10 protein-coding genes are annotated in these 12657 nt (G+C 55.2%); 6 read left to right on the top strand and 4 right to left on the bottom strand.

Annotation, left to right across the window (positions count from 1 at the left end):
• The first annotated feature begins 137 nt into the window (after positions 1–137).
• The 4 genes from pepN to CKV68_RS03885 all read left to right on the top strand — a co-directional run bounded on the left by pepN (position 138) and on the right by CKV68_RS03885 (position 5183).
• A complete protein-coding gene (gene pepN / locus CKV68_RS03870; RefSeq protein ID WP_095075627.1) occupies positions 138–2753 on the top strand; it encodes an aminopeptidase N in 2616 nt (871 codons plus the stop codon).
• A 144-nt stretch (positions 2754–2897) separates the two neighbouring features.
• Positions 2898–3857 carry a mechanosensitive ion channel family protein gene (locus tag CKV68_RS03875; protein ID WP_013912117.1) on the top strand — a complete coding sequence of 320 codons (960 nt, stop codon included), beginning with the start codon at positions 2898–2900 and terminating at the stop codon, positions 3855–3857.
• A 25-nt stretch (positions 3858–3882) separates the two neighbouring features.
• Complete coding sequence (locus CKV68_RS03880; protein ID WP_014526129.1) at positions 3883–4275, top strand: globin; 393 nt, start codon at positions 3883–3885, stop codon at positions 4273–4275.
• Positions 4276–4286: 11 nt separating this feature from the next.
• Positions 4287–5183, top strand: a complete 897-nt coding sequence (locus tag CKV68_RS03885) for a DMT family transporter (RefSeq protein WP_013912119.1) — start codon at positions 4287–4289, stop codon at positions 5181–5183.
• 3 nt (positions 5184–5186) lie between these two features.
• Here CKV68_RS03885 and CKV68_RS03890 read toward each other — a convergent pair whose 3' ends face one another.
• The 4 genes from CKV68_RS03890 to CKV68_RS03905 all read right to left on the bottom strand — a co-directional run bounded on the left by CKV68_RS03890 (position 5187) and on the right by CKV68_RS03905 (position 8833).
• Positions 5187–5795, bottom strand: a complete 609-nt coding sequence (locus CKV68_RS03890) for a hypothetical protein (protein WP_013912120.1) — start codon at positions 5793–5795, stop codon at positions 5187–5189.
• A 5-nt stretch (positions 5796–5800) separates the two neighbouring features.
• Positions 5801–6229: an acyl-CoA thioesterase gene (locus CKV68_RS03895; protein WP_013912121.1), complete on the bottom strand. Its 429-nt coding sequence runs from the start codon at positions 6227–6229 to the stop codon at positions 5801–5803.
• A gap of 200 nt (positions 6230–6429) precedes the next feature.
• Entirely contained in the window at positions 6430–8100 is a 1671-nt protein-coding gene (gene ettA / locus CKV68_RS03900; protein WP_013912122.1) for an energy-dependent translational throttle protein EttA, read from the bottom strand.
• 169 nt (positions 8101–8269) lie between these two features.
• Positions 8270–8833: a single-stranded DNA-binding protein gene (locus CKV68_RS03905; protein ID WP_014836696.1), complete on the bottom strand. Its 564-nt coding sequence runs from the start codon at positions 8831–8833 to the stop codon at positions 8270–8272.
• A gap of 537 nt (positions 8834–9370) precedes the next feature.
• On the opposite strand from CKV68_RS03905, the gene CKV68_RS03915 reads away from it, so the two are divergent.
• Positions 9371–11095, top strand: coding sequence for a hypothetical protein (locus CKV68_RS03915; RefSeq protein ID WP_095075629.1), 1725 nt, complete (start codon positions 9371–9373; stop codon positions 11093–11095).
• A complete protein-coding gene (locus CKV68_RS03920; RefSeq protein WP_095075630.1) occupies positions 11092–12642 on the top strand; it encodes a YcaO-like family protein in 1551 nt (516 codons plus the stop codon). Before CKV68_RS03915 ends, CKV68_RS03920 begins: the two co-directional genes overlap by 4 nt.
• Positions 12643–12657 lie beyond the last annotated feature (15 nt).

Genomic DNA, 12657 nt, shown 5'->3' on the forward strand with positions numbered 1-12657 from the left:
GACTTTGCCCAATAGCCGGTTGCACTGTGGCATCCAGTTGTAAAGTAAATCCACAGATCAAACGCAGTACCCACAGAGCTTTTCGCGTCTAGCCCTCTGGCTAGCATCATCCCAAGCTAAAGGAGCTCCTTAATCACATGTCTTCCATCAATCTCACGCAAGCAGAAGCCGAGCAGCGTTCCCGTATCCTTGACGTGCATCATTACGATATTGCTCTCGACTTGACTGAAGGGGATAAAGAGTTTCCTTCTATCACCACAGTGTCTTTCACGGTAAAAGAAGCCGGGGATACTTTTATTGACCTGCGGGCAGCATCCGTAGCAGAGGTGCTTCTCGACGGCACAGACATCACAGCAGCAGCGGTTCCGCTGACCCCCTCCGGCTACGATGAGACCCAGGGACTCGCTTTACGAGGGCTAACTCCAGGACTGCATTCCCTTACTGTGACCGCTTCATGCGTCTATTCACATACAGGCCAGGGGCTTCACCGCTTTATTGATCCAGAAGATCAGCGAGTCTACTTGTACACGCAGTTTGAAACAGCTGATGCCAAACGCATGTTTGCGTGCTTTGACCAGCCAGATCTCAAGGCGACCTACGCTTTTACTATCACAGCACCCACAGCGTGGAAAGTAATCACCAACGCGCATACCCAGATAACAACCGCCGCGGACAAAGCTATCCATAGGGCACACGTGGATTACAAGCTTTCCACGTATCTGGTCGCGTTGTGCGCCGGTGATTATCACGAGGTCTCAGACACCTGGTCTGGCGCGCTGACGCACCATCCGGAGACTCCCGCAGACCAGCCCACAGCGCTAGAGATTCCAATGTCCATCTACTGCCGGAAATCATTGGCACAGTATTTAGACGCGGACACCTTGTTGAGGGAAACCAAGCAAGGGTTCACGTTCTATCACAAGAACTTTGGCATGGCGTACCCGTTTTACAAGTATGACCAGATCTTTGTCCCGGAGTTCAACATGGGCGCCATGGAGAACGCCGGTGCGGTGACCTTCCGCGATGAGTATGTCTTTTCGTCTAAGGTCACCAAATACCGCTATGAGCGTCGGTGCGACACAATCCTGCACGAGATGGCTCACATGTGGTTTGGCGATCTTGTCACCATGAAGTGGTGGGGCGACCTCTGGCTCAACGAGTCCTTTGCCACGTGGGCCGCGGCGATCTCTCAAGCCGAGGCAACGGAATACTCCACCGCATGGGTCACTTTTGCCAATGTGGAAAAGTCATGGGCCTACCACCAAGACCAACTCCCCTCCACGCATCCGATCACAGCCGACGCCTCCGATATTGAAACCGTTGAGCAGAACTTCGACGGCATTACTTATGCCAAGGGTTCTTCGGTGCTCAAACAGCTACAGGCTTTTGTGGGGCGAGATGCCTTCCTGGCGGGTGTTCGTAAGCACTTTGCCAACCACGCGTTTGCTAACGCGACCTTTGATGACCTGCTTGGAGCCTTTGAAGAGGCCTCCGGCCGCGATCTTTCCCAATGGGCCGACCAATGGCTCAAGACCACTGGAATTAACAAGCTTTCCCCCACCTTTACCGTCAAGGATGGCGTTTATTCCGAGTTCGCCGTTCAGCAAAGTGGAGCAGCGCCCGGCGCAGGAGAGCTTCGTACCCACCGGATCGCCGTGGGGCTTTATTCGCTTATCGACGGCCAGGTGAAGAGAACTCATCGATGTGAGATTGACGTTGAAGGCACATCCACGCCGGTTCCAGAAGTGGTCGGCCTTGCGCAAGCTGACCTGATTCTGGTCAACGATGACGACCTCACGTATTGCTTGATGCAGCTGGACCCAGCTTCATTGGATTTCATCGTGAACAACATCGATAAAATCTCTGATCCCATGGCGCGCACACTGTGTTGGTCCGCCGCATGGGAAATGACAAGAGACGGCAGTATGCGCGCTCGTGACTTTGTCACGCTCGTTGCACGTGGCGCCCAGTTTGAGACTGAAATTGCAGTGCTTGAACGCATCCTAAGCCAGGCTGCAAAGGCTGTACGGTCCTACGTAGATCCTGCGTGGGCGGATAGCACCGGACGCTACATGCTTGCCGACGCTCTCTTGGTCGGTGCTCGCAACGCGCAGGCTGGTTCTGACGCACAGCTGGCGTTTGTCCAAGCTCTGGCAAAAATACGCATTACCAAAGATGTTGCCGCCGAATTTGCTGCGATTGTGCAAGGTTCTACTTCGATTCCGGGTCTCACAGTAGATTCTGACCTGCGCTGGTGGGCGCTCACAGCGCTCATCGCCCATAGTGAGATCACCGGAACAGCGGTTCACGAGAGCATAGAGAAACTACGAGGCATAGATCGTTCTTCAGCCGGTGAGCTTGCGGCGTTGCGGGCATATGCAGCACAACCGGATGCTGATGTTAAGGCCGAAATCTTTGATGAGGTCACCGACACAAAGAACACGCTTTCTAACCTCTTCTTGCGCCATAAGCTCGAAGGTCTTACTTTCACAGGATCTGGACCATACCTCGCGCAATTTAACTCCGCAGTTTTTGCCTTGGCAGAGAAGATCTGGGCTGAGATGTCTTCTGAGGTCGCGCTGGTGACGCTGTCCGGAATCTATCCTTATTGGGATATTTCCGCGCAAGGTGTAGAAAACGCCCACGCGTTCCTTAACAAGGACTCTTTGCCGGCTGGTGTTCGCCGGGTGGTGTCTGAAGGGATGTCTGAGCAAGAACGTGCCTTGCGCCTACGTGAAATAGACGCACGCTAGTTTTGTTTCGCCTCTATCCGTAGGACGTTAACTGGTACTTCCTGCGGATAGAGGATTCTCCTCGAGGGGGTTTCCTCATGGATTCCACACACAACCTCCCCTCCCGAAGCTTTAGTGCACAGCGCGCTGCTACGGTGGGCAACGATGACAATCTTTAGCGCTACAGAACAGACTGAGTCGGTCTCCTCTTGGTTAGGATCCGTAAACACCCAAGAATGGCTGATAGACAAACCGATCCAGATAGGGATCACTATCCTTATCGGTCTCATCGCAAACTGGCTTCTGCGGAAAGCCATTACCAAAGCGGCTCACATCAACATCAACAAAAAGCCCTCGAAGATTTCTTCGGTGCTACCTCTGCGGGGAAAGACCGCTAACAAGTCTTCTGAGGCCCTCAGCGCGACTCAGGAACAACGTAGACAATCGCGGATGCTCACACTTGCAGCGGTAGGACGCTCTGCAGTCTCTGTCGTGGTGTGGGTGTGGGTGTGCCTTGCTGTCCTCACGTACCTGGGGATCAACGTCACCCCAATCGTGGCATCAGCAGGCGTCGTCGGCGTGGCTCTTGGTTTTGGCGCGCAATCGTTGGTCAAAGACTTCTTATCAGGTGTCTTTATGCTCATCGAGGACCAATATGGTGTTGGCGACACTATCGACGTAGGAGACATCGTGGGAACCGTCGAAGACGTCAGCCTTCGACTCACAACATTGCGCGATATTCACGGCACCCAGTGGTTTGTCCGCAACGGAGAAATTCTTAGGATCGGTAACTTCAGTCAAGAATATGCCGTGGCCCTCATCAATATTCCGGTTGCACTAGACGAGAACGCTAGCGCAGCCATTGAAGCTGTCACTGACGCAGTAAACGCCGCTTCACAAGAGCCGGCTATTAACGACGTACTCCTCGACTCCCCTATCGTCGATGGTGTTAATTCCATTGGGCTCGACCACATGCTGATCCGCGCCCGAGTGACAACCCTCCCGGATCAACAATGGTATGTCACCCGAGAGCTAACGGCGCGTGTCCTCACTGCTCTCCAGCACAACAACATTGATACCCCTTATCCTGAAGGCATTGCGGCTTCGCGACGCATCTCCGACTAACACCCCCTCAGAAAACGAAAGTCCCATGTCTACTCCCCAATCCTTTTACGACGCTGTGGGCGGCGAGTCCACATTCCGTGCATTCGTCCACCGCTTCTACGAGCTCGTCCGCACCGATGACATCCTGGGCCCCATGTACCCGCACGACGATTGGGAGGGTGCGGAAGACCGACTCCGTTGGTTCCTCGTCCAATACTGGGGTGGTCCTCAAACGTTCTCAGAGAATCGTGGGCATCCGCGCCTTCGTATGCGGCATGCGCACTTCCCTATCGACCAAGCCGCCGCAGACCGCTGGCTACTACTCATGGAATCCGCGCTGGATACCCTCGATGAAGAGACTTTGCCTACCGCCTATCGCGCTGCTCTGTGGGATCATATGCAGCGCGTAGCCGATATGCTCATCAACCGCGCTTCTTAGTCGAGTTTCGCATGTTGTGGATTCTTCTTGGTGTCGCCGCCGGGGCGGTTATCCCCATCCAAACGGTTGTTAATACTCGGCTCAGCGCATCCACTGGAACACCGTTTTCCTCCTCAATGATCTCCTTTTGCGTGGGGACGCTAACCCTCGCGGTAGCTCTCATAGCTGCCACAGGCCAGCTTCCCAATGTCTCAGCTGCTTATCACGCCCCCGCGTGGATTTGGCTTGGCGGGCTTTTGGGGGTTATCGCCCTTACCGCGAATATTTTCATGTTCCCCCGGCTCGGCGCAGTACAAACTGTTGTTTTGCCTATCTCAGGGCAAATCTTCATGGGGCTAGCCATCGATCATTGGGGCTTATTCGACGCTCCGCAGAACTCGATAACCCCGCTCCGAGTAGTCGGAGCGCTCTTGGTGTTTGCCGGAGTACTCGCCACCGTGGGGAAACCGAAAAGTTCTGAGACTCAATCGGGGAGCTTTATTCACTGGATCTGGCGGCTTGCCGGCGTTTCATTTGGCATGCTTACCGCCATGCAGTCAGCCATCAACGGCAGGCTTGGCGCTGTGCTTCACTCGGCGGCAACAGCGGCACTCGTGTCATTCTCTGTAGGAGCCGCAGCTCTTATTGTGCTCAACATCGTTTTACGGTGGCGTCCACGGATACAACGCCTCGGGTCTTCTCATCCCTGGTGGATGTGGTTTGGAGGAAGCCTCGGGGCATTGTTTGTTTTTGCTAACGCGGCATTGGTGCCAAAGATCGGAACGGGCCTTACCGTCGTTGCAGCGTTACTCGGGATGATGATCTCAAGCATTGCAATTGAGCGCATCCGTGGTGGGCACAGTGGAATCCGGCAGATTCTCGGAGTAGTTGCAATGCTCATAGGAATCGTAGCGATCCGACTGCTTTAGCGCCTACGGCAACAGGGAAAGTCCTTGAGACTCATAAACCGTTCCGTACGGAGCATCAATGCGTGCCCACCGTCCGGTGCTGGATACTCGGAGATGCCTCGGTATATGCGCTGGTGCGGTAGCCGAAGGGATAAATCCCAAGGAGGTGCAGGCAAAGATCATTCGCATCGAAATCTCCACGGAATTATCTGCATTAGATACCGTCATAACTTTTTGATCCAACAGGCTCGCGGGCGGCCCCATCGGGCCGGAAAACTGTCGAGCCAAAGAACGTCCTTTTTCTGCAAGGTCGCTGGCAACACCTACGGGAATTTCGTCGATAAGCTTAAAGCCCGTTAATGGGGGAAGAGCACCTGCCCACGAGGCGTCATGCGGTTTGCCTTCCCCTCGTGCCAGCAAGTCAGTAGCCAGTACAACCGCGCCATCCCTCGACGCTTCTCCCCTGACTCTCCGCGATGCGACCACGCCAAAAGGAGTAGTCACATACACGTTCACGCAGTCTTCTACCTGCTGCAGCCGTGCATAAGCGTGTCTATCTAAGCCAACAGCGCGCTGCAGCAGGCTCGTTATTCCCGTTGCCGGGCCTTCGGGAATACTGAGACTCTCGTTCATCTTGATTAACGCGCCGATTCTGCAATCTTGGTAAGAACCTGCAGCTCATGGGCCTCAATCTCACGCGGACGCGCAGTCTTAAGATCCACTGCTACCTGCACGGCGAGCACAACCGCGCACACGTGTCCCTCGCAGTCCTTCAAACTTTGACGAGTGGTAAACGAGGTAGTCCCGATCTGGACAATGGAGGTTTCAACCTCCACCTCAGCGGTACTGGGCATGATGGGACGCAAATAGTCCACTTCAATTCGGCGAACAAATACCGCAGGAATATCGTGCCCCTGCGCCAAAAACTCATCATTCGCCCACCTGGTGCGCGCTTCTTGAGCTAAATCAACATACGCTGAATTTGTCACATGACCGAAACGGTCGAAATCAGTCCACCGAACGGGAACTGTAGTTGTATGGACTTGTTGTGTGGATTCTGCCGCCATGCTCTACTTTCTCAAAGTTTTCTATCAGGTTAAAGCACACATCATTCTTCATCTGTGTGTGCTGTTGCACAATGTTAGCCTCGTAACACGTGTTATGTGCAACGATGCCCCTCAGCACTCGTGAATCGGTTTTCCGATCACACATCAAGTACCGAGGGGCATCAACTAGCGCAGTACACTACCGGCCATAATCGCTATGACTAGCGGGTCAGTTTACGGTGTGTGACGCGAGATGGACGTGCGGCATCAGCACCGAGACGCTCAACTTTGTTCTTTTCATAATCCTCAAAGTTGCCCTCGAACCAGAACCACTGGCCCTCTTCCACGTTGCCTTCCCATGCAAGGATGTGCGTACACGTACGGTCCAGGAACCAACGGTCGTGAGAGATCACCACGGCACAACCCGGGAACTTCTGGAGGGCATTTTCCAGGGATCCCAACGTCTCCACGTCGAGGTCGTTGGTTGGCTCATCGAGAAGAATCAGGTTGCCGCCCTGCTTCAACGTCAAGGCAAGGTTCAGTCGGTTGCGCTCACCACCAGACAAGACCTTGGATGGCTTCTGCTGGTCAGGGCCTTTAAAACCAAAGGCGGACAGATACGCGCGCGAAGGCATCTCGTTTTGTCCAACGTGGATGTAATCGAGGCCGTCGGAGACAACTTCCCACACGGTCTTTTCTGGGTCGATGTTCTCACGGTTCTGGTCGACATAGCTGAGCTTGACGGTTTGTCCAACCTTGACGTCACCGGAATCCGGGTTCTCTAGTCCCACGATGGTCTTGAACAGCGTCGACTTACCCACGCCGTTGGGGCCAATAACGCCCACAATGCCGTTGCGTGGCAGGGTGAAGGAAAGGTCTTTAATCAGAACGCGGCCATCAAAGCCCTTATCCAGGTGGTCCACTTCCACGACCTGGTTGCCCAAACGCGGAGGAGTAGGAATCTGGATTTCTTCAAAGTCGAGCTTCTTGTACTGCTCAGCCTCTGCAGCCATTTCCTCGTAACGCTGCAGACGTGCCTTGTTCTTAGCCTGACGAGCCTTAGCTCCCGAGCGCACCCACGCAAGCTCTTCCTTCAGTCGCTTCTGCAGCTTCTGGTCCTTCTTGCCGGCAACCTCTAGTCGCTGAGCCTTAGTCTCCAGGTAGGTAGAGTAGTTGCCCTCGTAAGGGTAAAGCTTTCCACGGTCAACCTCACAAATCCAGCCTGCAACATGGTCCAGGAAGTAACGATCGTGAGTAACTGCCAAGACAGCGCCCTTATAGTCTGCAAGGTGCTTTTCCAGCCACAGCACGGATTCTGCGTCCAGGTGGTTGGTGGGCTCGTCGAGAAGCAAAAGGTCGGGCTCAGAGAGCAGCAGCTTAGCCAGTGCTACTCGACGACGCTCGCCTCCCGAGAGGTGCGTAACCGGATCGTCGGACGGCGGGCAGCGCAGTGCCTCAAGCGCTTGGTCGATCTTAGAGTCGATCTCCCAGGCGTCAGCGGCATCCAGTTCTTCCTGGAGCTTGCCCATCTCATCCATGAGCTCATCGGTGTAATTGGTCGCCATTTCCTCGGCGATCTGCTCGAAGCGCTGCTTCTTCTCAAAAATCTCGCCGAGGCCTTCCTCAACGTTTCCACGAACGGTCTTGTCCTCGTTCAGTGGCGGCTCCTGAAGAAGAATGCCCACGGTAGCACCGGGGTCAAGGAATGCTTCGCCGTTGGACGGCTGGTCAAGTCCAGCCATGATCTTGAGGATCGAAGACTTACCAGCGCCGTTCGGGCCCACAACGCCGATCTTGGCGCCTGGGTAAAAGGCCATGGTGACATTGTCCAAAATGAGCTTGTCACCGATAGCCTTGCGCACGTTTTTCATCGTGTAGATGAATTCGCCCACAGTGATATTCCCCTTTAAATGTTGAAATAGGTTTCAGTCACGTCAAAGGGTACATCACTCTTCCTATAAATTCGCCCCGCGCTGCACTCTCCTAACCTAAAAGAGGTTTTATTTCCTCACCGTGTGAGCCCGCCTCCCCCTGTTAGTCGACGAGTTTTTTAAAAGGCGGTTAAAAGGGCGGATTGTGGGAACTCGTTGTCGTTGCTCCCACCAACTCACCGGACTCCTTCGCGGCACCACCTTCTTCATTCAAAAAGTCATTGGTTCTTGAATAGTCCCGGTCTGGGATAAAGGGTTGGTTCTCCGTATTCTCTGGAGCTGGTAGCCCAGGGACATGGTGGATGTCCTCCACAGTCGATTTACGCGAAGACACAACGTAACGGCTCAACTCAAACCCCACGTAGCTAGCTTTGAGAACGATCTTTGATGCCAGCTTTCCCGTTGCGGCATCAGTCCATTCTTGTGTGACCAAATAACCAGAACAGATCACGGGGCGCCCACGTTCCAACGACATCCGGGCGTTCACACCTAGCTGACCCCAGCATTCCACGTCAATGTAGTTTTGGTCCGTATCAATCCACTGAGACTCTTCCCCGGGAACATCGTTGTTGACAGGATGCTTGCGCATCCTGCGACTCGCAGCGATACGAAACTTGCAGACTCCTCCACTAGTGAATTGCACGAATGTTGGCTCGTTGGTGAGGTTTCCTACGATGGTGCTTTGAATATGCATGATGTGATTCCATTCCTTGAGTTCATTGGTATGAGCTGATAACCACGCAGGTCTGCGGCATGTCGCAGAACTTTGTTCCGTAGCACAAGGGCTAACGCCGATTCCCTGCCCTCCACATCTTGCGCACCTTTCCCCCACACGAATATCCCTCTCACCGTGCAGACTGTCTTTCTGTGGACAACTCTGCTTCTAGTCGCAAGCTATCCACAGAAGCTCTCCGAATAGGCTGCGGGCTCTTGATGTTGTGAACCTTTTATGCTGCGGGACGAATCGCCCGCTAGCTCACTCAAGCCCCTCCGCCCATCACCAGCAGTTTCTGATAAATATCTATCTGTTTAATAACTTTTCTGAACCTAAGCCACATTTTGCGGTAAGCTTTTGTCAATAAATTTTTGATTCTTCTTCGGATCACCCCCCCCGAGCCACCACCCCGCTTATCGGCACGCTCGTTCCCGTCGAAAAGCCCTTTGTGCTCTAGAAATCCGACGATGAGTTGAGGGTTTGTGTGAGATTGCTCCCCAAAGGAATGGTGATCGTATGACCCGTATCGTACAGAATTCCCCACATCCCGCCGGCTTGCCAGAGACTGAGAATTCCACAGCGGCTCAGGGATGGCGACCATTCCTGCACAGTAATGTGATGTTCTCGGAGACACCCACGGGCGTGGAGTTTCACAATGACTTTCGTCGATTTTCTATCGATGGCCCCGGCGCATACAAAGCTTTCCGTGCCGCAACGCCCCTTTTTGAAGGCGACGTACTCTTCTCAGATGCTCTCCAACACCTGGGCGCTGCCGGTGCTCAGACCATCAAGCTATTCGAATCCGAGTTATACCGGCATGGGATGCTCACACGGCTGACCCCGGAAAACCCTTCTGTTGCCGCATACCAGTGGGGCGGCCCCTGGGACGGGATCTTGAGGCTCCTCGCAAACTACACGCCCACTCCCATTGCTGTTCTGGAGAAGATCAGCCACACGCCTTTTACTATCTGCTGCAACCACCCGGAAAGCGCTCATCTAATCAAAGCAAGTTTGGAAGAAAACGGCTGTGCAACAGTGCGTTGTGCAGCGCTTTCTCCGGATACGTCGCACCTCCGCCCCCTGCTCTCTCTGAGCTGGCGCGAGCTCAGCGACGCCGCCACCATCACCGTCCGCAGAATTGGCAGCGGATTAGTCATCGCATCAGATGCCGCAGCTGAGGCAGCAGCTGCGACGCGCGTGTTGGAGTCTTTATCCACTGAGAAAGAAACCGCTGAGGTTCCAGAAGCTCTTATCCGCATGGCTGGAATCGTCGCGTCCTTTGAGGCTTTCAAGATTGTCTCTGGTGTCATGCCAGCAACACTCACACAAGCACTAGTTCGCATCGACCTTTCCACCGGTGAGGTGACCCAACACCAGCTAGGACAGCAGCACCAGCAGCGCGATAATGGCGATTCTCCCCTGTTTTCTCTGGTTGATCCGCTTCTGGGCTTCACGCCGCGCTTCCTTGACGACGATATAACTCAGATGCCCTTGCGGCTATCTCAAGTATCCGTGACCGGTCCCGATCAACGTCGTTGGATCGTCACGGGTTGGGCGCTAGATACTCTGGAGGCTGCACGTGAACGCGCAGTTGAGGAAGCCACTACCCGCGTCCTTCTCTCCCAACAGTCAGCACGGACTATGCCGGACGCCCCTTTGCTGCAGCCCACTGGGCTTCCCGCACCGGCTGCCGTAGGAAGTTCCCAGGAAGAAGCCATGGAACGCGCTCTCCCGCGTGCAGCCGCTTATTGGTCTTTTCACTCTGCAACGCAGGGCATCTCGGAGGTTGTTCCGTTTAATGCAAGTCCTGAGGCCTCATCCTGCGTACGAGATGCTCAGGAACTCTATGGCGCAGCCACGTCTACGTTTTTGGAGCTCACGCCTCTGTGGGGCCATTCGGTAGTCGTTGTTCAATGTGACAATCCGATTCTTAGCGTCGTGGCGGCGGGAGACTCGGCGGAACAAGCCGCGGTATCAGCCGCCTACGGCCACCTCGCGCTTGCACAACTGCATGCGGACAAGCACTGTCCGCCGCACGACGGCTGGTCGCATGCGCTTCCGGCGTTAGCCTTAAGAGAATCCAGCATGCGCTGCCTTGCAGAGGAACCGGTGGCTGAGCTTTTAACAGATCCCCGTCTCTCTGCCGCCGGGCTCACTGCCGTAGCGTTGCGCCCACGCACGTGGATACCTGCTTCCCCGCCCGCCGTCGACCCGGCCGTTCATCGGCCTCTTGTCTCATGACTACGCGCGTCGCCTACCTGCACTGCCCGGCGCGCAGTTTCCCAGCGCACGCCCTGCCTCCGCGTCATGAGCAGTGGATAGCGGTCCCCTCCGAGGTATGCAGGGTCTGCCTTAGCGCATGGGCGGATCGCACGGAAGAGGCTGCGGACTGGGTTAAGGCTGCTAGAGTACCCGGCTTCATCAGATGTTGGCTGTCTGAGCGTGTGCACTATGTCGAGCGCCCCCAAGGAGGCTGGAGACTAGCAGCTACTGATGCACAGTGCCTTTCCAGTTCTACGGTGTTTATTCCGCCAAGCCCGTGCTGCACTGAGCACCACGATTGTGCTGCTAACGCAGAGGTTTCCGATCTCACAGGGCCTGTGTTAGCACCGTGTGGGACGGGGCCGATCACGGAGATTCGCCGTCCTGGAATGGTGGTTTCCCGTGGAACCATGCCTGCTGTGGGGTCTCGACCAGCATTCCATTGGAGTGGTCAGGCGCCGACCATTGCTGAGAGTCGAAAGCTAGCTCTTTACGAGGCCGTCGAGCGCGCATCCGCATGTGGGAATGAGGGAGCGAGAGGCGTCGATACGCATATTCCCCACGTCCCTGCCACTGATTTTGGGGTGGACAACGAACGGTGGAACCGTTCTTATGAACGCTGCCGCGATTGGACACGCGCTATTCGCCTGGGAGATGAAACCGCATGGGCAGTCCCCACGGATATGGTGTTTTTCTGGTCTGACGCACAAGCTCGTTTTTGCTTCGATTCCTCCAGCGGCGCCGCGGTGGGGCGCACATGGGAGGACGCGGTGATGTCTGGGTTAGTAGAGGTCATTGAACGTGACGCTGTCCTGGCCGTATGGCATGGTTCCATGACCGTCCCAGAGATCGATGTTGACTCGATCAATGATCGCACTTACCAGGCAATGCTGCGGCATCTTCGCAGGCAAGGGCTGGTTATCCGCGCGTTTTACTGCCCGCTGAGTGTAGGAGTTCCTGCTGTTATTGCGGTATGCACGGATACTGAGCGCACTTTCCTCTGCGTTGGGGCAGCCGCCGCACCCGATCCTTATGTCGCAGTACGCAAAGCTCTACGGGAGGTCATGGCGGATTATCCGCAGTCGCGTTTGCTTGCTAGTGCACGGTTGTCAGACGCCGCCGCAGTGCGTGCGGACGGTTCCGGGGCAGCTCATCGCCTCAGCGTTGCCGCTTCCGAGCTTATCGACGCCGCCGCTTTCCTCCTCCTGCCCCGTAAAGAGCTGCTCCGTGTCTCCGACATCCCGGGGTGCCCTCGCTTGTCTCTCGTTGAGCTAGTCGAGCGTCTCAAAGCACATGGCTTTTACGGCTATGTTGTCGACTTCACCCAGAGTTATCACCAAATGGTGGGGCTTTCAGCTGTCAAGGTTATTGTCCCTGGTCTCTTGCCGCTGGAATATATCGGACAGCTGACCAGGGCATTGCATATGCCTAGGTTGAGGCAACAGATGACATGTTTTCGCGCTTTGGGTCTAGCCCCTCCCAGCTCACCTCCCCGTCTCAATCTTGTTCCGCACCCGCTTCCCTAATGTTCCTCATGCTTC

Source organism: Corynebacterium ulcerans (genome assembly GCF_900187135.1).
Classification (GTDB): Bacteria; Actinomycetota; Actinomycetes; order Mycobacteriales; family Mycobacteriaceae; genus Corynebacterium; species Corynebacterium ulcerans.